The 23,091-nt window shown below is 65.3% G+C and carries 22 protein-coding genes; 10 read left to right on the forward strand and 12 right to left on the reverse strand.

The annotated features are described in order from the left end of the window. Nucleotides 1-24 precede the first annotated feature (24 nt). Nucleotides 25-978, reverse strand: a complete 954-nt coding sequence (gene coaA, locus FBY39_RS00630) for a type I pantothenate kinase (RefSeq protein WP_396652233.1) — start codon at nucleotides 976-978, stop codon at nucleotides 25-27. A gap of 175 nt (nucleotides 979-1,153) precedes the next feature. Between coaA and FBY39_RS00635 the strand changes: the two genes are divergently transcribed. Next, nucleotides 1,154-2,098, forward strand: a complete 945-nt coding sequence (locus FBY39_RS00635) for a Ppx/GppA phosphatase family protein (RefSeq protein ID WP_141929754.1) — start codon at nucleotides 1,154-1,156, stop codon at nucleotides 2,096-2,098. Here the strand turns inward: FBY39_RS00635 and FBY39_RS16815 are convergent. From FBY39_RS16815 to FBY39_RS00675, 8 genes are all read right to left on the reverse strand, one after another. Continuing rightward, nucleotides 2,095-2,355, reverse strand: a complete 261-nt coding sequence (locus FBY39_RS16815; protein WP_396652293.1) for a DUF4573 domain-containing protein — start codon at nucleotides 2,353-2,355, stop codon at nucleotides 2,095-2,097. The two genes, FBY39_RS00635 and FBY39_RS16815, sit on opposite strands and share 4 nt — an antisense overlap. Nucleotides 2,356-2,403: 48 nt before the next feature. Further along, the gene (locus FBY39_RS00645) at nucleotides 2,404-3,999 is read right to left on the reverse strand and encodes an HNH endonuclease signature motif containing protein (protein ID WP_141929756.1); all 1,596 of its coding nucleotides are present in this window, start codon (nucleotides 3,997-3,999) and stop codon (nucleotides 2,404-2,406) included. A gap of 342 nt (nucleotides 4,000-4,341) precedes the next feature. After that, nucleotides 4,342-5,697, reverse strand: a complete 1,356-nt coding sequence (glmM, locus tag FBY39_RS00650) for a phosphoglucosamine mutase (RefSeq protein WP_141929757.1) — start codon at nucleotides 5,695-5,697, stop codon at nucleotides 4,342-4,344. A 14-nt stretch (nucleotides 5,698-5,711) separates the two neighbouring features. Beyond that, nucleotides 5,712-6,185: a 30S ribosomal protein S9 gene (gene rpsI, locus FBY39_RS00655; RefSeq protein WP_141929758.1), complete on the reverse strand. Its 474-nt coding sequence runs from the start codon at nucleotides 6,183-6,185 to the stop codon at nucleotides 5,712-5,714. Between the two features lie 27 nt (nucleotides 6,186-6,212). Beyond that, complete coding sequence (gene rplM / locus FBY39_RS00660; protein WP_141929759.1) at nucleotides 6,213-6,659, reverse strand: 50S ribosomal protein L13; 447 nt, start codon at nucleotides 6,657-6,659, stop codon at nucleotides 6,213-6,215. A 225-nt stretch (nucleotides 6,660-6,884) separates the two neighbouring features. Then, nucleotides 6,885-7,583, reverse strand: coding sequence for a CPBP family intramembrane glutamic endopeptidase (locus tag FBY39_RS00665; protein WP_141929760.1), 699 nt, complete (start codon nucleotides 7,581-7,583; stop codon nucleotides 6,885-6,887). 26 nt (nucleotides 7,584-7,609) lie between these two features. Continuing rightward, nucleotides 7,610-8,146, reverse strand: a complete 537-nt coding sequence (locus FBY39_RS00670) for a hypothetical protein (RefSeq protein ID WP_141929761.1) — start codon at nucleotides 8,144-8,146, stop codon at nucleotides 7,610-7,612. A 336-nt stretch (nucleotides 8,147-8,482) separates the two neighbouring features. Next, on the reverse strand, nucleotides 8,483-9,373 hold the full coding sequence (locus FBY39_RS00675; protein ID WP_141929762.1) for a CPBP family intramembrane glutamic endopeptidase: 891 nt from the start codon (nucleotides 9,371-9,373) through the stop codon (nucleotides 8,483-8,485). 34 nt (nucleotides 9,374-9,407) lie between these two features. Here FBY39_RS00675 and FBY39_RS00680 point away from each other — a divergent pair, with 34 nt between their 5' ends. The 9 genes from FBY39_RS00680 to FBY39_RS00720 all read left to right on the forward strand — a co-directional run bounded on the left by FBY39_RS00680 (nucleotide 9,408) and on the right by FBY39_RS00720 (nucleotide 19,593). Further along, on the forward strand, nucleotides 9,408-10,004 hold the full coding sequence (locus FBY39_RS00680) for a low molecular weight phosphatase family protein (RefSeq protein ID WP_141929763.1): 597 nt from the start codon (nucleotides 9,408-9,410) through the stop codon (nucleotides 10,002-10,004). A gap of 80 nt (nucleotides 10,005-10,084) precedes the next feature. Then, entirely contained in the window at nucleotides 10,085-11,671 is a 1,587-nt protein-coding gene (locus tag FBY39_RS00685) for a polysaccharide biosynthesis tyrosine autokinase (RefSeq protein WP_141929764.1), read from the forward strand. 223 nt (nucleotides 11,672-11,894) lie between these two features. Further along, a complete protein-coding gene (locus FBY39_RS00690; RefSeq protein WP_141929765.1) occupies nucleotides 11,895-12,092 on the forward strand; it encodes a hypothetical protein in 198 nt (65 codons plus the stop codon). Between the two features lie 367 nt (nucleotides 12,093-12,459). Further along, nucleotides 12,460-13,848, forward strand: a complete 1,389-nt coding sequence (locus tag FBY39_RS00695; RefSeq protein WP_313901672.1) for a sugar transferase — start codon at nucleotides 12,460-12,462, stop codon at nucleotides 13,846-13,848. Nucleotides 13,849-13,864: 16 nt separating this feature from the next. Further along, entirely contained in the window at nucleotides 13,865-14,926 is a 1,062-nt protein-coding gene (locus FBY39_RS00700; RefSeq protein WP_141929766.1) for a glycosyltransferase, read from the forward strand. Beyond that, nucleotides 14,923-16,074 carry a glycosyltransferase family 4 protein gene (locus FBY39_RS00705; protein ID WP_141929767.1) on the forward strand — a complete coding sequence of 384 codons (1,152 nt, stop codon included), beginning with the start codon at nucleotides 14,923-14,925 and terminating at the stop codon, nucleotides 16,072-16,074. The genes FBY39_RS00700 and FBY39_RS00705 overlap by 4 nt, the downstream gene beginning before the upstream one ends. Nucleotides 16,075-16,145: 71 nt before the next feature. Then, nucleotides 16,146-17,468, forward strand: coding sequence for a hypothetical protein (locus FBY39_RS00710; RefSeq protein ID WP_141929768.1), 1,323 nt, complete (start codon nucleotides 16,146-16,148; stop codon nucleotides 17,466-17,468). Next, nucleotides 17,468-18,502 (forward strand): hypothetical protein, encoded by a 1,035-nt coding sequence (locus FBY39_RS00715; RefSeq protein ID WP_141929769.1) that lies wholly within the window; start codon nucleotides 17,468-17,470, stop codon nucleotides 18,500-18,502. The genes FBY39_RS00710 and FBY39_RS00715 overlap by 1 nt, the downstream gene beginning before the upstream one ends. 5 nt (nucleotides 18,503-18,507) lie before the next feature. Then, nucleotides 18,508-19,593, forward strand: a complete 1,086-nt coding sequence (locus FBY39_RS00720) for a glycosyltransferase family 1 protein (RefSeq protein ID WP_222115639.1) — start codon at nucleotides 18,508-18,510, stop codon at nucleotides 19,591-19,593. Here the strand turns inward: FBY39_RS00720 and FBY39_RS00725 are convergent, their stop codons facing one another. The 3 genes from FBY39_RS00725 to FBY39_RS00735 are packed head-to-tail and all read right to left on the reverse strand — an operon-like array spanning nucleotide 19,594 to nucleotide 22,965. Next, nucleotides 19,594-21,066, reverse strand: a complete 1,473-nt coding sequence (locus FBY39_RS00725) for a lipopolysaccharide biosynthesis protein (RefSeq protein WP_160132844.1) — start codon at nucleotides 21,064-21,066, stop codon at nucleotides 19,594-19,596. A gap of 19 nt (nucleotides 21,067-21,085) precedes the next feature. Continuing rightward, complete coding sequence (locus FBY39_RS00730) at nucleotides 21,086-21,952, reverse strand: glycosyltransferase family 2 protein (RefSeq protein ID WP_141929772.1); 867 nt, start codon at nucleotides 21,950-21,952, stop codon at nucleotides 21,086-21,088. Next, complete coding sequence (locus FBY39_RS00735; RefSeq protein ID WP_160132846.1) at nucleotides 21,949-22,965, reverse strand: polysaccharide pyruvyl transferase family protein; 1,017 nt, start codon at nucleotides 22,963-22,965, stop codon at nucleotides 21,949-21,951. The genes FBY39_RS00730 and FBY39_RS00735 overlap by 4 nt, the downstream gene beginning before the upstream one ends. Between the last annotated feature and the right edge of the window lie 126 nt (nucleotides 22,966-23,091).

Below are 23,091 nucleotides of genomic sequence, written 5' to 3' on the forward strand. Positions count from 1 at the left end.
GTGCCTCAGCGGGGATGCCGCTGGCTACAGCTTGCGCAGGAGAACTCGTTCTACGGCATGGTTCGCCGCCTTCTGCAGCACGAGGGTCGCGCGGTGCCGCGTGGGGAGCACGTTCTCCACCAGGTTCGGCAGGTTGATCGTGTTCCAGAAGTACAGGGCGCGCTCGACGGCTTCGTCGTCGGTCAGGCTCGCGAGGCGGTTGAAGAACGAGTTCGGGTTGCTGAACGCCGCACGCCGCAGCGCGAGGAAGCGATCGATGTACCACTGCGTGATGTGCTCGGCGTCCGCGTCGACGTAGATGGAGAAGTCGAACAGGTCGCTCACCGCGACGTCGTTGGGTGTCGGCGGCGGCTGCAGCACGTTGAGTCCCTCGACGATGACGACGTCGGGGCGTCTCACGGTGACGTGAGCATCGGGGACGATGTCGTATCGCATGTGCGAGTAGAACGGCGCACGGGCTTCCGGGGCACCGCTCTTGACGTCGGTCAGGAACTCGACGAGAGCCCGCCGGTCGTACGACTCAGGAAAGCCCTTGCGGTCCATGAGGCCGCGGCGTTCCAGCTCAGCGTTGGAGTAGAGGAATCCGTCCGTCGTGACGAGCTCCACTCGGGGTGTTCCCGGCCAGCGGCTCATGAGTTCGCGCAAGAGCCGCGCGATGGTCGACTTGCCGACGGCCACCGATCCGGCGACCCCCACGATGAAGGGCGTTGTCGTGTCGGGCTCACCGAGGAACGCGGATGTCTCTGCCCCGAGCCGTTTGGTCGACTCCGCGTAGAGCGAGAGCATGCGCGACAGCGGAAGGTGCACCTGAGCGACTTCGGCCATGTCGAGCCGGTCGCCGAGTCCACGGATCTGGACGATCTCGGTCTCGGACAGGGGCTGGGCCATCCCCGACGCGAGTCGAGCCCACTCCGCGCGGGGGATCTCGCGGTAGAGCGAGTCGGCACGGGTGGTCTCGGTCGCAGCGTCGGCAGACATCGCGCCCATCGTAGCGGGCAGTGCGGCGGGAACGGCCGGGCCGGCGGGGGTGTGCCATAACTCCGCCTGTGCGGGTAGGGTCACGCGGTTCAGCCGCGCGATGGCGGGATTCTCCGCGACTGCCGCGTCGGATCAGGCGGAGTTGTGGCACGGGCAGCCCCGATAACCTGAACTCGTGCGCCTCGGAGTCCTCGACATCGGATCCAATACCGTCCATCTTCTCGTCGCGGATGTCCGCCCCGGCGGTCGTCCGTTGGCGACGACCAGCAAGCGCACGGTCTTGCGGCTCATGCGATACCTCGCTCCGGACGGTTCGATCACGGAAGAGGGAGTCGCCGCGCTCGTGTCGGCGGTATCGGCAGCGCGTGCCGTCGCGGCATCCGAGAAGGTCGACGAGCTGCTCGCGACGGCGACGTCTGCCGTGCGGGAGGCGACGAACGGTGCCGACGTGATCGCCCGTGCCGAAGAGGCACTCGGTCAGCCGCTCCAGGTCCTCGGGGGTGAGACGGAGGCGCGCTACACCTTCCTGGCCGTGCGCCGTTGGTTCGGTTGGGCGGCGGGCCAGATCCTGCTGTTCGATATCGGTGGCGGTTCACTCGAGCTGGCGGCGGGGTCTGATGAGTTGCCGGATGCCGCGGCGTCGGTGCCGCTGGGGGCCGGCCGCACGACGATCCAGTTCCTCCCCGTGGACCCTCCGGGCGAGGAGGATGTCGAGCGGCTTCGCGAGCATGCGCGGGAGACGCTCGCCCCGGTCGTGCAGTCGTTCTCGTCGCAGCCTCGTCCGGATCATGTGGTCGGGTCGTCGAAGGCGATCCGCTCCCTCGCGAAGCTCGTCGGATATCCGGTACCGGGATGGTCGGGGATCGAGCGGATGCTGCTTCCCCGTGCCTCCCTCGGCTCGTGGATTCCGCGACTCGCGCGCATCCCCGCGGATGCACGGCAGGAGCTTCCCGGAATCACGGCGGACCGTACCTTCCAGATCGTGGCAGCGGCGGTCGTCCTGCACACCGCGATGACGGCGATGGACGTGGATGAACTCGAAGTGTCGCCATGGGCCCTGCGCGAAGGTGTCCTGCTGCGGTACATCGAGTCGCTGTCCTGGAGCGCGCCCAGCGTTTAGCCCTGCGCGTCTCGCAGCACGTCTGCGAACGTCTTCCCTACGTGAAACCGGGTTCGCATCCCGCGCAACGGTGCCACCGTCCGCCATCCGCGCAACGGTGTCACCCTCCGCCATCCGCGCAACGGTGTCACCCTCCGCCATCCGCGCAACGGTGCCACCCTCCGCCATCCGCGCAACGGTGCCACCCTCCGCCATCCGCGCAACGGTGCCACCGTCCGCCATCCGCGCAACGGTGTCGCCGTCTGCCATCCGTGCATCGGTGCCACTGGACGCTCCACGCGCGCACGGCGAACGCGTAGCTCAAGCTATGCCGATCGCCGCGTCGAACTCACAGCAGCCCGATCTTCTTCCGCAGGGCCCGAATGGCGCTGCGCCCGTATGGCATCAGCGTCACGCCACCCCTTCCGCTCCGGCGGGGGCGGGAACCTCCAGGCCCATGACCACGACGCCTTCTCGGGTAGCGCTTGCGACGGGATGCCGCTCCCCGGCGGGCCGTGCAGCACGAACGCCTCCCGCCCGTGCCTCGTGATCTTCCAACCGTTGTTGTGAAGAAGCATGTGATGGTGTCGGCACAGGAGGATGCCACGGTCGATGTCGGTGCGACCGTGATCGGCACCCCAATGGTCGCTGTGATGGGCCTCGGTGTAGGACGCGGGACGATCGCACCCGGGCCATCGGCATCCGCCATCGCGAATCGCGAGCATGACCCTCTGCGAGCGACTGAAGAGTCGCTGTTCGCGGCCGAGCTCGAGCGGGTTGCCTTCGCCGTCGACGTGCGCCGCGACGGTACCCGTCTCGCACACCGCGCGATCGATGAGTGAGCCGGGAACTGCCACGCCCCGGTCCTCGGTGTACCCGGTGGCGAGGAGCCGGTCGTAGAGGTCGCGCTGCGAGGAGCCGTCACTGACCACCACGAGGCGGACGCCGGGCTGGCGCGCGCCGAAGACGTCTTCGGCGCTGGCAAGCGACCCGGCGCGAAGCACATCGAAGACGAGGTCATACGCGAGCTGCTCGTTCGAGCGCCCGTCTGACGCCAGCGCGTCGGCCTGAGCCTTCGCTTCGGAGTCGACGAACCGGGGCCCACCGCGACGCGGCCTGAGCGCGGCATCGATGATGGACTGGACCCACGCCGCCGCATCGTCGTCGAACACGAGATGACCGTGGTGCTGACCTGCCCGATCGGTCCACATGCGAAACGACCTCGCCTGATACCGGTCGGCGAAGCGTTGTTCGGCGCCGGCGGGGTCGAGGGCGTCACGTACGGCCCGTGATCGCGCGCGCAACTCTTCGACAGAGATGCCCGGCGCCTCGGCCAGCAGCTGCGATGCCGCGATAGACCAGACATGGACCGCTTCGTCGGCGGATTCTGCGTCGCCGGTCGGCGGCTCACCGAGACCGCCGCGGATCGCCTCGTGCTGATCGAGAGTGATCCGACCGCGCAGAAGACGGGCCCCCAGCGACGCATGCCACGGTTCGGGGACGCCGCGGTCAGTGGTCGACTCCGCAGCATCCGACAACTCCTCGGCGCCGGATGCCGGCTGCGCCACCGGCGTCACGGGCGTGGGGAGCAGCGACTCTCCCGCCTGCACAGCCTTTCTCGCATCGGCCGCCGTGCCACCCGTCAAGGATTGGATCATCGCTACCGGGGTGCGATGGCCCCGCGTGCCGGCGAGCCCGCGGTAGCCACGGTCACGGTGCGAGCGACGCGCGGCGACACCGGCAGCGATGATCGACAGGCGCTCCACGCTCGTGCGCAGAGCTGCCGATCGCTCGAGCACCGCGACGAGATCGTCGTCGCCCAGCGACTCGACTGCCGCGACCAATCCGTCAGCCTCGACATCGAGGCACGGCACCTCCCCCAGGCGACGGAGGAGTCGCTCGAGATCGGTCAGAAATGCCATACGTCAAGCATGCCAGGCGCATCAGTATCGTATTTTGGTTCGACGCGATCTGTGGATAAGTTCCTGCGCGGCGCGGGTCTCGATACGTCGGCTGCGCCGACTACTCGACCAGCGGGAACGCGGCAGACCCAACGGAATCAACCAGCGGCAACGCGGCAGACCCAACATAAGCAACCAGCGGCAACCCGGCAGACCCAACAGAAGCAACCAGCGGCAACCCGGCAGACCCAACAGAAGCAACCAGCGGCAACCCGGCCGACCCAACGGAATCACCCCGCGGGAACCCCGCCCCACCCACGGGGAACCTACTCCGCACCCCGCCCCGAACGGACGAACCGAGCGTCAGAGCGCCAGTCGGGCCCGGACGACGTCGGCGAGCCGGTCGGCGATCTCCTGGGCCTTGAGCGCGTCGGCCGCTTCGACCATGACCCGCACGAGCTGCTCGGTGCCCGACGCGCGCAGCAGAACGCGCCCCGTATCTCCGAGCTCCGCCTGGGCCTCCGCGACGGCCTCGCTCACGCCGGAGTCGTCGACGCGAGTGCGGTCGACGTCCTTGACGTTGACAAGCACCTGCGGGAAGACCGTCATGACGGATGCCAGTTGAGCCAGGGTCTTGCCCGTCCGTGCCATCTCGCTGACGAGGTGAAGGCCCGTCAGCAGACCGTCGCCGGTCGTGGCGTAGTCGCTCATGATCACGTGGCCGGACTGCTCGCCGCCGAGCGAGTAGCCGCCCGCTGTCATCCGCTCGAGAACGTACCGGTCGCCGACACCCGTCTGTTCGACGTGGATGCCCTGCTCGGCCATCGCGCGGTGAAGCCCGAGGTTGCTCATGACGGTGGTGACGAGGGTGTCGTCGACGAGGCGTCCGCGTTCCTTCATCGACACCGCGAGGATGGCCATGATCTGGTCGCCGTCGACGATCTTGCCGTTCGCGTCCACCGCGAGGCACCGGTCGGCGTCGCCGTCGTGCGCAATGCCGACGTCGGCGCCAACGCGCACGACGTGCGCGGCGAGCTGCTCGAGGTGGGTCGACCCGACACCTTCGTTGATGTTGAGGCCGTCAGGATCCGCCCCGATGAGCGTGACCTGAGCTCCCGCGTCACGGAACGTCTCCGGCGAGACTCCGGATGCCGCGCCGTGCGCGCAATCGAGCACGACGTGAATTCCGTCGAGACGGTGATCGAGCGAACCGAGCAGGTGGATGACGTAGCGGTCCTCGGCGTCGGCGAAGCGACGGATGCGACCGACCTCAGCGCCCACGGGCTGGAGCTTCGGCGCGTCGAGGGCGGCTTCGATCCGCTGCTCGACGACGTCAGGGAGCTTGACTCCGCCACGGGCGAAGATCTTGATGCCGTTGTCGGGCGCAGGGTTGTGGGATGCCGACACCATGACGCCGAAGTCGGCGTCGATGTCGGCGATCAGGAACGCCGCCGCCGGCGTCGGCAGGACACCCGCGTCGTAGACGTCGACCCCCGACGAAGCGAGGCCCGCCTCGACGGCGGCGGAGAGGAACTCTCCCGAGATACGCGGATCGCGTGCAACGACGGCGGTGAGTCGTCGCCCTGCTGCTTTCCGCGCCTCGGCAGAGCGGCCCTGGCCCAGGACGACAGCAGTCGCCTGGGCCAGGTTGAGAGCGAGATCCGCCGTGAGGGGGCCGTTGGCCAGCCCCCGCACGCCGTCCGTGCCGAAAAGCGGCATCGGATGCGAACCGATCAGCGCTTCGAGTACTGAGGCGCCTTGCGGGCCTTCTTGAGACCGGCCTTCTTGCGCTCCTTGACGCGAGCGTCGCGCGAGAGGAAGCCCGCCTTCTTCAGCGTCGGGCGGTTGTTCTCGAGGTCGATCTCGTTGAGCGCACGGGCGATGCCGAGGCGGAGCGCGCCGGCCTGACCCGAGGGGCCACCACCCGAGATGCGGGCGACGACGTCGTACGCGTCGGTGAGGTTGAGCACCGTGAAGGGGTCGGTCACGAGCTGCTGGTGCAGCTTGTTGGGGAAGTAGTCCTCGAACGTGCGGCCGTTGATCGTGATCGTGCCGGAGCCGGGGACGACGCGCACGCGCGCGATGGCCTCCTTGCGACGGCCGACGGCTGCGCCCGAGACGGAGAGCACGGGGCGCTCTGCCGCCACGACGGTCTGGTCGACGGGGGTCTCGGTCGAGTAGTTGCTGGTGTCTTCGATGTTCGCCACGAGTATGTCCTTAATAGTGGGCGGCGCTTACTGGGCGACCTGGTCGAGGGTGTACGTCGTCGGCTGCTGGGCACCGTGGGGGTGCTCGGCGCCGCGGTAGACCTTGAGCTTGCGCAGCTGCTGCGCACCCAGGCTGTTCTTCGGGAGCATTCCGCGAACGGCCTTCTCGACGGCGCGGACGGGGTTCTTCTCGAGCAGCTCGGCGTAGGTGACCGACGACAGACCGCCCGGGTAACCCGAGTGGCGGTAGGCCTTCTTCTGCTGGAGCTTCTGACCGGTCAGGGCGACCTTCTCGGCGTTGATGATGATGACGAAGTCACCGGAGTCCATGTGGTTGGCGAAGGTCGCCTTGTGCTTGCCACGGAGGAGAGCCGCCGTGTGCGAGGCGAGACGGCCCAGAACGACGTCGGTCGCGTCGATGATGAGCCACTCGCGCTGGACTTCGCCAGCCTTGGGGGTGAAAGTGCGCGTCACAGTAGTGCTGCTTTCTTGATTCGAACGGAGAGGTTCGTGAATCCCGCTCCGGGGCGCTTCGTCGATCGAGGATCGGGAAGGGCGCCAGTGGAGGGCTCACGTTCGCGGTGGCAGTCAGCAAGACCGCACACCAAAGGTTTAGCTTACGGCATCCGGCTCTCTGCCCCAAACCGGAGAGATCTGAGACGGACGGCGAGCCCCTCCCCCGGTGCATCGCCGTCCGTCTCAGACAAGGAGGAGCCCGACGCCGATCGCGTTGAAGACGACGTGGGCAAGCAGAGCAGAGGCGAGTCGCCTCGTGACGAGAAGAAGGATGCCGCAGGCCACGCTGACGAGCAGTGGCCCGAGGAGCGTGGCCATGGTCGTCGCCGCGCCGAGGCTCACCGCGTGGAGGAGCACGAACACGACGGTGGAGAGAGTGATCGCCAGGATGCCGGCGAGCGTGCGTCCGAGACCGCGGAGAGAGTCGGCGAGCGCCGCGACGATGACGCCGCGGAAGAACAGCTCTTCGACGATCGGCGTCACGAGCGCGGCGCCGAGCACGAGCACGACGAGATCGGTCATCGACAGTTCGACCAATCCCGCCTGCAGCGATCCCATGGTCGGCGCGACGAGTTCGACGAGCGCACGGAGAAGGAGGCCCACGGCGAGGCCGAGGCCGATGTCGCTCCAGCGCCAGATGAAGAGGACGCTCCGCACGCGGCCGGGTCCCGCCCAGACGGATGCCACGACGACGGCCGCGATCAGGGGAGCGGAGAACGCGGCGATGGAGACGAGCGACGCGAGCCAGTATGGCCATTCCGGCGGCGTGCGAAGGGCGAGCACGACGAAGGTGCTCGCGACGACGGCCGCGAGCGCGACGACGAGGGTGCGCGCGGGCCGCAGATAGAACGACGATGACCCCGGGCGGGTGCCCGAGGTCATCGTCAGTTGGTCGTTCAGGTCAGCCGTCAGCTCTTCTGGGTGCGACGACGGGCAGCAGCGGCTGCGGCGGCGATACCACCGAGGCCGACAGCGCCGACGCCTGCCCAGATGGCTGCGGCCGGAACCGCTCCACCTGTGGCGGGCAGTGCCGCACCGCTCGAGGGGCTCGGCGACGCCGCTGCGGCGACGGCAACGACGGTCGTGCCGAGGACGGTTCCGTCAGGCGCGGCCACCGAGACGGTGTACGAACCCGGGACCGTCGGCGTCAGCTGCGCCGAAGCGGTGCCGTTGACGACGGGCTTGGTCACGCTCGCACCGGGCGCGGAAGCGACCAGCACGATCGACGCGAGGGTCGCACCCGTGGGCGGGTTGACGGTGAAGGTCACGAACTCGTAGTCGCCGAGGCCGGTGGCGGTGATCGTGACGGGGGTTCCCGGCGTGACGGTGTTATCCGACGCGGTCACGGGAGCGGAGGGCGGGTACGTGTCGGCGAGCGCCGCAGAAGCGCTGCCGAAGATCAGCAGACCGGCGATGCCGGCAGCCGCAAGTGTCTTCTTCAGCATGTGTATATTCCTCACAGATTGGAGCATGGAGTTCGGTACGAGGGGGGCGGCGACGCTGGCAAATGAAATTCCCTGTCAGCCGACTCTAAACGACTCGCGAGGGCAATTCCAGGTTCCTAAGTTACCAGCAGGTAACAGCTTTCCCACGCGTGTCCGCCATTCGGGGGACGCCCGATCTGGAACATTAGACGGTGCTAATGTAGGCCGTTAGGGGGACAAATCCGCCCTATTTGTCATCCGTTTGGGGGACACGAAAGCGTCGATTCTCCGATTTTGTCCCCTCTTCGGGGGACACGCCTCGGCAACCCGCTGTGTTTCGGTGTGTGCCGGGTTGTTTCAGGAAAGAACAGCCTGCGCAGCGGCGAGCACGAGGTATGTGGCATTGAAGCCGACGTGCACGAGCACGGCTCCCCAGATACGGCCCGTGAGAACGACGAGGGCGCCGCACACGAGTCCGAGCAGGAGCACCGATACCGCCGCGGTGAGGTCCATGTCGCGAAGGAGCGCGTGGGTGAGAACGAAGAGTCCCGTACTGGCGAGGACCGCGGCGATCCCCGCGGCGAGCTCTCCGAAGCGGCGACGGAGGAGCCCGTAGACCGTCACCAGGATGACGGCTCGGAAGAAGAACTCTTCGACGACGGGAGCGATCGCGACGGCTCCGACGGCGTCTGTCAGCACCCACTCGGGGCTCGGTCGCCCATCCACGAGCGGCACCGACGGGAAAACCGCCGCTCCGTACTCGGCGGCTTCGACCCACCCCTGGATGATGCGCAGCGCGAGCGCCAGGCCAGCCGCGTAGAGCAGGTCCAACGCGCGGAATCGCAGGAGTCCGACGGGTCGAGACCGAACCAGCGCATAGATCGCCACGCCCCCGAACGCCACCCACAGGACGGCGAGCGACACCACGCCCGACTGCGGCGATTGCCACAACATGTCGATCAAAGTGGCCGCGCCCAGAGCGACCGCGAGAGCGAGAAGCGCAACGGCGAGGAGGCCCTCCCGCCACTGGCGCAGGGTGCGCGAACCGAGCCGCCAATCCGTGCGTGCCGGACGAGAGCGTCGCCGACGAGGTGCTCCAGAGTCGTCCATCGCGTCGGACGCAGCCGCTTCGCCGGGCGCAGGGATCGCGAAGGCGTCGAGCGTCGCGGCATCCGTCTCCGGACTCCCGCTGTGATGCGCTTGGGACGCGTCTCGTCGCCCCGTGCGATCGCTAGAGTGGTCAGCCACGCGACCACGTTAGCGTGCCCCGGAAAGGCGGCCGATGTTCCAGATCCTCACGGTCTGCACCGGGAACATCTGTCGCTCCCCCCTCGCCGAACAGCTCTTGCGAGCACGTCTGGGCGACCTGGGTGCCGTCGTCTCCAGCGCCGGAACCCGCGGTCTGGCGTCGTGGCAGATGACTCCGGAAGCGCAGCATCTCGCGGTTCATCTGGGAATTCCTGCGGCCGATGCCGACGCCCACAGGTCGCGCTTCCTCACCGAGCAGCATCTCGAGACACCCGACCTCATCCTCACGATGACGCGTGAGCACCGCCGCGCTGTGGCCGAGCTGGCGCCGGCGCGTCTGCGGTCGACGTTCACCATCCGGGAGTTCGCGCGCGTCGCGGCTGTCGTGCCCGCGGCCGAGATCGTGGCGGCCGCCGACGAGGGCGGGACGGATGCCGCGGCACGAGTGCGTTCGGCCGTGTCGGCGCTCGCCGCAGCCCGGGGTCTCAGCATCCCTCCGAGCGACCCGCTCGACGACGATGTGATCGACCCTTTCCGCCAGCCGTGGGAGGTCTACCAGCAGTCAGCAGCTCAGCTTCTACCTGCGATCGAGGCGGTCGCAGAGGTCGTGAGAGTGGCTGTTACCAGGTAGCTCCCGAAACATTCCGGCAACAGGACGTTGTGGTGGCTGTGTCAGGATGGGCCGCGAATGATGCGACACCGAGAGGCACCATGGAGCTCACCGACTACATCCGGATCCTTCGCAAGAACTGGATCATCATCGTCGTGGCGACGCTGCTCGGAGTCGCGGTCGCGGCCGGCTACTCGCTGACCCGCACGCCCCAGTACGAGGCCCAGAGCACGGTGTTCGTCTCGAGTCAGACGGGCGCCACGATCGGCGAACTGCAGCAGGGATCGAGCTTCACCCAGTCGCGCGTCACGACCTACGCCAACCTCGTGACGACCCCCATCGTGACCAACCCGGTGATCGCAGAGCTGGGCCTCGGGATGACGGCCAACGCCCTCGCATCGAAGGTGGAGGCGTCGAGCGCCGTCAACACGACGCTCATCACGATCACCGTCACGGACGACGATCCGGTGCTCGCCGCGGACATTGCGAACGCGCTCGGGGCGAGCCTCACGGCTGCCGTCGAGTCGATCGAGACGGTCGGCGAGACGGGGAGCCCCGTGCGCCTGACACGCGTGCGCGACGCGTTGCCGCCGCTCAGCTCGTCGAGCCCCAACGTTCCGCTCAACCTTGCGCTCGGTGGCCTCCTCGGGCTTGCCGCGGGCCTCGGCATCGCGGTACTTCGAGCGATTCTTGACACCCGTATTCGGACGGCACGCGACATCGAGCAGGTGACCGATCGTCCGATCATCGGTGCGATCGCCTTCGACCCGAAGGCGAAGGATCGTCCGCTCATCGTGCACGCAGATCCGCTCAGTCCGCGTGCGGAGTCCTTCCGCGGGCTGCGGACCAACCTGCAGTTCCTCGATATGGGCGGCCGATCCTCGTTCGTCATCACATCGAGCGTCCCGAGCGAGGGAAAGTCGACGTCGACCATCAACCTCGCGATCGCCCTCGCCGATGCGGGCAAGCGCGTCGCTCTGCTCGATACCGACCTCCGCAAGCCCAAAGTTGCGGAGTACCTCGGGATCGAGGGTGGGGCTGGTCTCACCGACGTTCTGATCGGACGCGCGCAAGTGAGCGATGTCATGCAGGTGTGGGGACAGCGCAGCCTCTACGTCCTCCCCGCAGGCAAGGTGCCGCCTAACCCCAGCGAGCTCCTCGGCTCTTCGCAGATGCGGTCACTTCTGGAACTCCTCGAGCGGGAGTTCGACGTCGTGCTCTGCGACGCGCCTCCGCTTCTGCCCGTCACGGATGCCGCGATCCTCGCGAAGGCAACGAGCGGTGCTCTTGTAATCGTTTCGGCGGGACGCACCAACCGGCACCAGCTGTCTGGCGCGGTCGAAGCTCTGGGCACCGTCGGCGCAAAGATCGCCGGAATCGTCCTCACGATGGTCCCGATGCGCGGCCCGGACTCGTACTACAACTACGGATACGGGTACGGCTACGGGTACGGCTACGGGCAGGAGAAGACCGCCTCAGAGCGTAAGCGCGCGCGAAAGGGACGCTCCGCGCCCATCGCCACCGTGCCCGCACTCGACGATTCCCCCGCAAGCGTGGACGTGCAGTCCATCCCCGCTCCTGCCCCCGGACCTGGCACGACGGCGGCGAACGGGGACTGGCTGGATTCCACCTTTGGTGACTCGGATTCCCCGCCGCCGACCGAACGCGGGCGCACGTCCCGTCGGTAGCTCCCGCGCCCCGGTGACCACGAAGTGTTCACCGGGGCGACCTACCGATGCCACAGGCGCCATTCATCCGCGAGAAACACAGATTCCGGCTCGCTGCGCGATTCCCACGGCCTCCAGGCTGCAGGGGACACCATCACAGTCGTCTGCGTCGGGCGCGCTCTCGCTCTCATCGACGCCGGATGGTGGACCTCGCCGTCGATCGGGCGTCGTCGCGGTTGCGCCTATGAGTCAGCAGATCACCGTCGCGGCACTGACTGACAACTGCGCGGGAGTCGAGTTGTTTCGCGAAACGCCGGGCGATCCGGCGTCGCAATCGCTGGCGTGCGTGCAGACCGATTCCACAGAGATCGCTCTGACCGTTTCACCGCCCGATTCGGGAATTGTGCTGTGGACGGATGATGTGGTCGCGAGGGTGCGCTGAGACAATTCGGCAGCCGCCCACGGCGCGCGCTGCGGATAGTTTCGGATGACGCTTCCGATAAATCACTGTTACGGGCAGCGAAGATTGTGCGCGCGCGGGTCCAACATTTGGTAACGTCACATTCATCGTCATCGTCGTGACATCACCCGAGATATCCGCGCGGCGTTGACCAAGTGATTCACCGAGTCGGCGAGGACTCCCGATCCAGAAGGGTGTACCTCCGGCAGTGGATATCTCGATCTCCGACGTGGCTCCGAAGTCTGCGGAGCATTCGCCGAACCGCGAAGTGAAGAGGGACGCAAGCGTTCCCCCGGCCGAACGAGCTCCGCGCGCGAGAGTCGGGTGGCGTCGGCGGTACGCACGCCGCTTGTTCATCACTGACTCTCTCGCGCTCGCGTGGGTCGTGTATGGGACGCAGTTGCTCTGGCTCGGCAACGACTCGCCTGAGGTGCGCGGCCTGACGATGGTCTCGTACTGGATGTTCTCCGCAGGGCTCGTCGTGGCCTGGATGATCGCGCTCGCGCTCGCCGACACGCGCAGTGACCGCGTCATCGGCGTCGGCAATACCGAGTATGTGCGTGTCGCCGACGCCAGCTTCCGCCTCTTCGGGTTGGTCGCGATCCTCGCCTTCCTCTTCCAGGTCGAGGTCGCCCGAGGCTACCTGCTCATCAGCCTGCCCCTCGGCATCGCTGTACTGGTTCTCGCGAGATGGCTGTGGCGAGGATGGTTGGGGGCACAGCGCACGATGGGCGAGTACGCAGCCCGAGTGCTTCTTGTCGGATCCTTGGAGTCCGTGACGCAGATCGCGAGCGAACTTGCTCGCACACCGAATGCCGGGTATCGCGTCGTCGGTGCCTGCGTGCCGTCTGGCAAGGTTGCCGACACGATTCCCGGAACGGCCATTCCGATCATGGGCAACGTCAACGCTGTCGAGAGCGCGATCGAGGTCACGGGAGCGGACACCGTCGCCGTGACGAGCACCGACGATCTCCCGCCGCAGAAGGTGAAGGAGATCTCGTGGGGTCTCGAGGCCGGGCGCCAGCACCTCGTGCTCGCGCCCAACATCACCGACATCGCCGGCCCGCGCATCCACACGCGACCGGTCGCCGGCCTTCCTCTGATCCACGTGGAGACTCCCCGCTTCTCCCGCGGCCAGCGAGTCGTGAAGCGTACCTTCGACATCGCGAGCTCGTCCGTTCTCATCGTGCTCCTGTCTCCCGTTCTCATCGCCGTCGCACTCGCCGTCAAGCTGACGAGCAAGGGGCCACTCCTGTTCAGCCACGAGCGGGTGGGCATCAACGGTCAGCCGTTCCACATGCACAAGTTCCGCTCGATGCGCGTCGGCGCCGACGCCGAGCTCGCAGCACTCTTGAAGCAGCAGGGAACCTCCGCCCAGCCGCTGTTCAAGATCCAGAACGACCCCCGGATCACGCCGATCGGCCGTGTCATCCGGAAATACTCGCTGGATGAACTGCCGCAGCTCTTCAACGTGTTGGGAGGCTCGATGAGCCTCGTCGGGCCCCGCCCACAGGTCGCCGCGGAGGTCGCGCTGTACTCGGACGCCGCTCGACGACGCCTCCTCGCTCGGCCAGGCATCACGGGGCTCTGGCAAGTCAGTGGGCGCTCGACGCTCGACTGGGACCAGACCGTACGCCTGGACCTCTACTACGTCGAGAACTGGTCGCTCCTCGGCGACATCGCAATTCTCGTGAAGACCGTCAAGACCGTCGTCTCCCCAGGGGAGACAGCACATTGAGATTGGGAAGTCGGCCGTGACCAGGGTTCTTCACGTCGTCGAGTGTTACGATGCGGGCGTAGGCCGCGCGGTCGATCGATGGATCACGCTTTCCCCGCAGCACGAGCACCACCTCCTCTGGGAGGGGCTGCAGTCTCCGGATGACGTGGAAGGCGTTATGTCTCATCTACGAATGCCGGCCGGCTTTCTCGCCCGCATCCGCGCGGTGCGGCAGATGGTCAACGGTATCCATCCCGACGTTGTCGTCGCCCATTCGAGCTGGGCGGGCGTATACACACGCGCGCGATCCGTCGACGCGCCAGTGCTGTACGCGCCTCATGCCTACAAGTTCGAGGACCCGTTGCAGCATCCACTTTTACGCGCTGCATATCGAGGTGCCGAGGGGATACTGGCGAAACGCACATATGCGACCATCACGCTGACCCCCCGGGAGGACGCTCTCGCGCGGTCGCTCGATCAGCAGGCACGTACCCTCCGGGTTCCCAACGCATCGACCTTGGCGCCAGGGGCGAGTCATCGTCCGAGTGATCGTGTCGACAACACCATCGCCATGATCGGTCGGATCTCTCCCCAGAAGTCCCCAGACTTCTTCCTCGAGGTTGCGTCGCGAGTTCGCGAACAGAACACTGACGCCCACTTCGTGTGGGCTGGTGACGGCGACGTTGGACTGCGCAATCAGCTGGAGGCCTCGGGTGTCGAAGTGACGGGGTGGCTAAAGGGCAAGCAGTTGCGCGACTTCCTCGAACGGCCATTCGTCTACTTTCATTCTGCCGGCTACGAGGGGTTCCCGCTCAGTGTCCTTGACGCCGCGGCGTTCGGGCACCCCGTCATCGTCCGTGACATACCGGCTTTCGATGGCCTCGACCTCTGGCGTTGCGAGTCGACCTCGTCGGCTGCGCGCGCGATTCTGTCCGTCCTCGAAAGGGGAAGCGGGCATCGCCGCGCCGCGTCGGCGGCTGAATCACTCGTCAAGCACATGAACGAAGAGGTGCAGGCAGCTGCAGTGGACGCCGTGCTGAGCGAGTTTCACAATCGATCGGCACGACGTCACGAACTCACGTCGGGTAGGCCCGAATGACTGGAGAGGCACCCACGTCCGCGCAATCTCGGCGCCTGATAATCGTCGATCACAGCGGCGCACCCGGAGGCGGACAACTTGGCCTCGCGCGGTACCTCGCCCAGCCCAGCGAGTACGAGCGCACCGCCATCTTCATTTCAGGCGGTGAGATCGCCGAGCGGGTATCGCTCGCTGGAGTGGAGACGATCGTCCTCGATCCTCAGCGGTCACACAGCCGTATGGGTTTGCTTCGAGCAATACCTCGCCTCAGGTCGACACTTCGAGCCATCGACGATGACGCCATCATCGTGTCAAACAGTGGATACGCCTCGCTCGCCCTGGCACTCTCACGCCTTCCGCATCGGCGGCTCGTGGCGTACCTGCGCACAGAGCCGACGCCCCCCGACTCTCACCCGGTAAAGAAGTGGTTTGACACCACCGTCGTCTACTCGCGATTCGCTGGCTACTTGGCAAACAGCAACTGGACGAAGGCTGCCATTCCGCCCAAACTAGCGAAGCGACCGTCGAGGGTCGCCTACCCCCTCTCTGGTCTGCGCGCGTCAGACAGTGCCGGGCGGAGGCCACCTCTCGCCGACAGCAGTCAAGTCCGGATCGCCTCCTTCAGCCGACTCGACCGCTGGAAGGGCCTCGACACACTGCTGGATGCAGCCGACCTACTCCACGGCGACGGGCTCTTGGGTCGTGAGCTTTCCGTGGACATCTTCGGCGGCAGTCACGACACCGACGGGTCGTACGCTGACGCTCTTCGAGCGCGGGCATCGAGCGCCGCATACCCAGTGACCGTGCACGGTCATATCTCCGACGTCTCCCCGCGGATGCGCGAGGCGGATATCGTGGTCGTTCCGTCATTGCACCCGGAACCGTTCGGGCAGGTCATCGCTCAAGCGATCTCGCATGGCTGTGTGGTCATCGTGTCGGATCAGGGCGGCGCCGTGGAGCAAGTGACAGACGGACACAACGGACTGACGTTCCGAGCCGGAGACGCTCTCTCGCTCGCTGATGCTATTCAGCGAGTCGTCCGAACACCTGGCTTGAGCGGGTCTTTGTCAACTCACGCCGCTCACTACGGTGAGCGGATGAGCGACTCTGCACTCGCATCCCATTTCGATCACGCCGTCTCGGACCTCGTCAGCGAGATAGGTGTGTGATGACGGTCGCCGCACCTGATTCGCGGAAGCGCCCCCTGGGACGATCCGCGCGGACTCCCGATCCAACCGGGATGGACAACGCTGTCGAGATTCCCGTGCTGATGCACTGGACATGGTCGCCCCTGGGACTTCTGCTTGTCATTCCGCTTCCGTCTCTCATCGGGTCGCTGCTGATCCCGGGCCGAGACTTCCGCAGCATGTGGGGCCAGCCTTCGCTTCTGTCCGGTGACTTCGCGCTGGCCTTGCTCGTTCTCGTCCTGGTCATCGGACTGCTCTTCGCTGCAGCGGGGCCCCTGTACCTCGGACGAACAACCATCCGGATGACGCAACGGCAGGTCACCTGGCTCTCGCACTCCGTCGTGGTCATCGCGACAGTGACATTCGCCGCATACGCCGTCTGGCTGGGACTAGGGGTCATTCGCGGCCTCTCCCCGTCGGTTCTCATCGGTGCGCTCAATGGCGAGTTCGGCGTGATGAGCACGATCAAGAACCGGTTCCTAGCCCCAGTGTCCGGAGTCACAACGTGGATGCACCTGGGAGTGCTCCTCGGACCACTTCTCATACTTCGAAAGCGGGCGACGGGCAAGAGCATCGCCGCTCCACTCCTGGTTCTGTTCGCGTTGGCTGCCTTCCGCGCTTTCTTCGTGAGCGAGCGCCTGGCGCTGGTTGAACTCGGCGCCGCCACTCTCGTGGCCTTCCTCATGGTTCGGGAGCGACCGCCCTGGCTCCTCGCACGCCTCCCCCGCGCCATTGCCTCCTTCGCTCTTGCCTGGGGGGTGCTTGTCGTCTTCTTCGCTGCTCTCGAGTACAACCGATCCTGGCTCAACTACTACGCCGAACAAGACAATGACGGATTGCTCGCGTTCGCTTGGAACCGTCTGCTGGGTTACTACGCCACTGCCGTGAACAACGGCGTTTTGTATGGGCAGGCCAGCCCGCCGGACTACAACTTCGCGTCACTGGTCCCCGGCGTGAGCGAGATTCCGCTCGTTGCGGGATCGAGCCGCTTCCGGCAGTACGAGCTCCTGCTCGAGTCGACCTCGAATCCGGAGTTCAACAACATCTCAGGGCTCACGGTTCCCCTCGCTGCGCTCGGTGTGTGGGGAGGGGCGGCGTTCTTCGGAGTTCTGGCGATACTGATCGTCACGCTGGCGCGCGGCGTCCGACGCGGGAGCGTCCTCAGCTTCCTGACGTACTCGGTCATAGCCATCGGGATACTCGAGCTCAGCAGGATCTACTACTACAGCTCATCGAGGTTCCTCGTCATCGCTCTGGGACTCGTTGCTCTCTGGCTCACCTACCCACGTCGACGACTCCCTACCCGAAGCGTCGCCCTCTCTCCGCCCAACCTCGCCGATTCGACACGACTCTCGAGAACTCTAGAAGGAGCCTGATGCGTCGAACTGGAACTCCCCTGACCGTCGTCCATGTGCTTCCGGACCCAGAAAAGTACCCGGGTCCTGTCGAGAACCCCTATACCGCCCTCGTCGTCAAGAATCTGGATCCGGCGACCATCCGTAGCGAGTACTTCCAGTGGACCCGCGTGTTCTGGACCAGGTTCGACATCGTGCACTTCCACTGGCCCGAGTACATGACCCGACACCGCCGCAAGTCGCTCGCTTTCGTGAAGTGCATGCTGCTCTGGGCCTTCATCCTTCGTGCACGCCTGACGAGATCAGCCGTTGTCAGGACGGTGCACAACGTCCGGCCTCATGAGCAGGGGACTCGGCTCGAGTCGATCGTTCAGGCAGCATTGGATCGAGCGACCACCCTCTGGATCGTGCTGAACCCAACAACGGTTACTACGGACGCGGGGCGAACTCGGCTCATTCCCCACGGCCACTATCGCGACTGGTATACGATGCCTTCCGAGACGGCTATGTCCGGCCAGGTCCTGACATTCGGTATGCAGCGCTCGTATAAAGGGACCGGCGCCCTCATCAGCGCCTTTCGAGAGCTCGACAGCGCCGAGCAGTGGCTGAAGGTCTGCGGAAAGCCGGCGACCGAACAAGACAAGCGCGACCTCGAGCACCTTGCGGCAGGGGCGTCCACGGTCTCAATTGACCTGAGATTTCTCGATGACGACGAACTGACCCGCGAGATCGCGCGGTCCGAAGTCATCGTGCTTCCTTATCAGGGCATCCATAACTCTGGCGCAGCGCTCCTGGCCCTTTCTCTAAATCGCCCCATCGTGGTACCACGGTCGGCGTCGACCGAGTTGCTCTCCGTCGAGTTCGGCCAGAACTGGGTACATCTTTATGACGGGCCACTCACCGCGAGCAGTCTCGCCGAGTCACTCGCGCATGTCCGGGGCGCCGACCGCGAAGACGAACTCGACATGTCCTCGAGGGACTGGGATCATCTCGCGAGGCAGCTCGAGGACGCGTACATTGAGGCCGCAGCTTTGGTGAAGTCGGGACATCGTTGATGCCTGTGTCCGCACCGATCTGGGTGAACGCGCGCTTCTTGACTCAACCTGCCACGGGCGTCCAGCGTTTCGCAGATCAGATCTCCAGGGAGCTCTTTCAGCTTGATCCTCGGATCGCGTTCGTCGCACCCCCGGAGTCCTCGCGTCCAGACTGGATTCCTGAGGAGAACTTCATAGTCGTCGGTCGTCGGCGAGGCCACGCTTGGGAACAGATCGACCTGCCTCGAGCGTTGCGGAGGGCGGGAAGACCGGTATTGCTGAATCTCGCCAGCACGGCGCCGATGAGCTACTCAAACCAGATAGCCACTCATCACGACATCACCTACGTTCGCTACCCGACGAGCTTCTCCCGTCCGTTCCGAGTCCTTTACCGCTTGATCGTGCCAAGATTCCTGAAGTCCAGCCGAGCACTCATCACGGTGAGCGAGTTCTCGAAGCGGGAGATCGCCTCTCACTATCGCATCGACCCCGACAAGATCGAGGTCGTGCCGAACGCGGTCGACAGCAGATTCAAGCAGGGAGAGCCGTCGTCCCCTCGACAGCCCTACATCCTCGCTGTGTCCTCACCGAACGAGCACAAGAACTTCGCGCGACTGCTGGCCGCATACGATTCGGTTGCGGATTCGATCTCATCTGATCTCCTCATCATCGGAAAGCAGACCTCGAGCTTCTCCGCGCAGGACTATGCCGCGAAGGAATCGGATCGGGTCCGGTTTACGGGTCGCGTGTCCGACGCGGAACTCATCGAGCTCTACCAGGGAGCCCACGCTTTCGTGTTCCCGTCCCTCTACGAAGGCTTCGGGATCCCGCCGATCGAGGCTCAGCGGTGCGGGGTGCCCGTCGCATCATCTGACGCGGCATCGCTTCCGGAGGTTCTAGGAGAGAGTGTCCTGTATTTCAACCCTCTCGACACCGAGTCGATCGCGAGTGCACTCGTCGAGATCGACTCGGACACGCAACTGCGTGCCGCTCTTCGCCAGTTCGGATTCGCGAACGCCGATCGATACAGCTGGCGTAGGTCGGCAGAACGGGTCCTGCGTGTCGCGAACGGGCTCTCTTCATCCGCGAGGCCACCCGCAACTGTCGACTGACTAGCCCCGACGACGAAGTCGAGCGGTGACAGAGCCTGCCGCGGACCGCATCAGGTTCCGGTTCTCGACTCCTGCAAGCACCCATAGCAATGCCGAATAGAGCGTAAGGCCGGCGACGCCAACCGGCACAGCGAAGGTCCAGAATGCATTCGATGCCACGGCCCACGGCGTGAACTGCAACGCGAGGATCGCTCCAAGCGGAAGGACCGCCGCAAGAGCGCACCGCCCGATCTGAAGCAGATACTTCCCGATGTGAATGCCAACGGCGCGCCGGAGGACGACGAGGCGAACCGGCCATGTGACGAACCGTGCAAGGCGAGAGAACGCCACTCCAAGGACCCCGAATGGCGCGAACGCGAATACTAGAAGCACGCTGACGACGTTCTGCAGGACAGCAAGCCAGAGCGCGGAGGCCGCTTTTCCCGTGGCGAGAAGCGCGTTCCGATCGAAGTACATCACTGCTCCGAGGGCCCAGCCCGGGGCGAGGATCCAGAGGATTGGCACAGCATCTCCCCACCCGGGCCCGAAAAGCGCGGGAACGATCTGCGCAGCGAGCACCGCAACCAGGCCGAATATGCCGACACTTACTGCGGAGGCCGCGAACGTGAGCTGACGGAAGATGCGGTTGAGGCGAACCGGGTCGTCCTGAACACGCGAGAAGGTGGTGAGCGAAACGCGAGCGATGACGGACGTCACCAGTTCGATGAGTATCGTGCCGAGTCGTTGAGCAAGGAAGTAGTACCCAAGCTCAGTCGGGGTGAAGAGGGCTCCGATCACGATCTTGTCGATGTTCGCCTGAATGGCGTCCATCAAGTCGACACCCAGGATCGCCCCGCCTACCTTCCAGAGCGCTCGGAGTGAAGTCCACGAGTACTGGAAGCTAGGCCGCCATTCCGTCGATGCCCACAGAGCGATGACCGCTGCCAGCGCTGCGACGAGCGTCTGCGCCACGAGGGCCCACACTCCCCATCCGACCAATGCCAGGGGGATCGAGACAAGCGCGCCGCAGAGCGCGCCGACGAACTGTCGAATCGAGAGCGGTTTGAAGTCGAGGTTGCGTTCCAGCAATGCCGCGGGCACCTGCGAAAGTGCGCTGATCGGGAGGGCGAGACTCAACACTTGCAGAATTGGTGCCAGTGTCGGAGCCGAAAGCAGAGACGCGATGAGCGGAGCGGATGCGGCAAGTGCGACGGCGAGCACGAGTGCGATCACCAGTGAAGTCCAGAACGCTGTCGATGCGTCACGATCGTCCAGTGACTTGCGTTGGACCAGCGCCCGACTGAAGCCAGAGTCACTGACGACCTGGAGAACAGCGGTGACGGACGTTGCGAGCGCCAGCAGTCCGAAATCGGCAGGCGTAAGCACCCTCGAAAGGATGACCAGCACGAGCAATGAGATCAGGCGAACTGACCACCGCTCGAGAACGACCCACCCAATGGAACGAGTCGCGCGGCCGCGCAGGTCGTCACTCATGCCGCGATGCCAAGCCGTGTCACGACGCGGAGCGGGAGACTTTGCGAGACAGGCGGGCAGCCACACGGCGCGTGGTGTCGAGGAACGCCCGCGGCCCAAGAGCAGCGAGGAAGCGCGAGGTCGGTGTCCCGGGGGCTCGAACGCCAAACTCAGACTCGAAACGCCGCCCCGCAGGACGGGAGATGCCTGTCAGGGCCTTGCCTGAGTGGTTCTCGCCCGTGTCCACGTTGTAGACCGCGCCGTGGAACGGCAACGGCAACAAGCTCCACCCCTCCCCGCTCAACCATGTGCGAGCGTCGCGATGGGCCCCGAGGATGCGGGGCAGTCGTTCGCCGTACGCTGCCGCGATTTCATCCTGGCTGGCGTCAAGCGTCAGACCGGCCGGTATCGCGTAAGCGTCAACGCTCACGATATGGCACGTTCCGCAGGTTCGATGGAACTCCCGAACCTGACGATACACACCAGCGGAATGCGAGTAGATCCAGCCCCGCTCGATCACCCAACCCGCCTGACCCGGGTTGGCCTTAGTGAAGCTTACGAGCCGGCTGCTCACATAGTCGTCGGCATCGAAGATCATGATGTAATCGGGTGCGTGATCCTGGGCCGCAATCAACCCGAGGCCGATCTTCGTACCTTTATCCCACACGAAGGACTTGAGGTCCGTCTGCGGCCCTGAGGGCGGCGCGGGCGCGGGGAAGTCAACCTGCACGAACTCAACGTGAGGGGGAAGAGCAAAGGACGGTCGCCGGTTGCCGACGATGATCACCACAAAGTCGTCGTCGTCCTGGGCGCAGACGGAGGCCAGGGTCTCCTCGAGGAGCGACTCGACCTTGCCGTAGTCAGCGGAATTCTGCGGATGACGCAGGGATGTTACGAACGCAATCATGAAACAGCTGCCGCCAGCAAGGAGCGTGCTTCATCAAGATCTGACACGAGATGCGCTGTCGAGAACGCGCCCGAGTAGTCACGCATGATCTGACTCACCTTCTGGTAATTATTGTCGAGCACGACGTGCGGAATCCCCATGAGAGCGGCCAGGACATGCGCGTGAAGACGATCTGTTGTGACCATCGAAGCGGAGCTATAGAGGTCGACCGCTGAAGCGATGTTGACGGAGTTTATCGATGAGATGATCGAGTGAGCGATGCGATTCGGTATCACAACAGGCATGAAGCGCAGACGTTTGCGGCCCTTCGAATAGAACCGGGTGACCATCGATGCGGATCGGTACAGACGCCAAGACCTCGAACTGTCCATCAAAGCGACCCAGTCCGTAACCGTGATGTCGGCACCGGGGAGCCAGGCGTCGGTGACCGACGCCAGGCCGGAGGACGCTTCCTTATCTGCTCGCGCGATGACGATGACTCGGCCGGGCTCCGCTTCAGACCGCTCGATCGCGGGCGCGTCCCAACCGAGGGCCATGTCAGGGCAGAAGGACACGCCGACGTCCGGCAACTGTTGCGCGGCCCTCTCCATCGAGAGAGAGTCCCGGATCAGAACGTGAAAGTCGGGGTGGGCACCAATGATCTCGTTGGCACTCGCGGCGCGATCCTCGTCGCCGAAAAGGATCGATTGTGGCAGCTGGATCACCTTGTAATCGACAAGATCCCGCGCGACCTTCTCACGAAGTATCTGGTGCCCGGGCCACAGGTCTCCGAAGTTCCCGCCTCCGTGCAACAGCACGACGCCTTCGGGCATCGCCCGGCGAAGCGCATCAGGATCGTACGACCAGAGGTCGCAAATGTAGCGAATCCTGAGCCCGAGGCGTTCGAAGTATGCAACCTCGCCCGCCCAAATCAATGAGTCGCCGATGTTTCGCTGATTCGGTGCATCGATCAGCGCAACGTCTGTGACGCCGCCTAGTTGCGCGGAAAGCGCATCCATCGTCGTCTTTCGCACGTTCTGAAGGTGCTGAAGGTCCTCGGGAGCTAGCAACGTCCGCCCTTTCTGACGGTTCAAAGATGATGCGAGCTCCCCCAGGTCGGGCAACGCAAGCGACGCCGAACGGCTGTGCCGACAGTGCCC

It is taken from the genome of Microbacterium sp. SLBN-146, assembly GCF_006715145.1.
Lineage (GTDB): Bacteria > Actinomycetota > Actinomycetes > Actinomycetales > Microbacteriaceae > Microbacterium.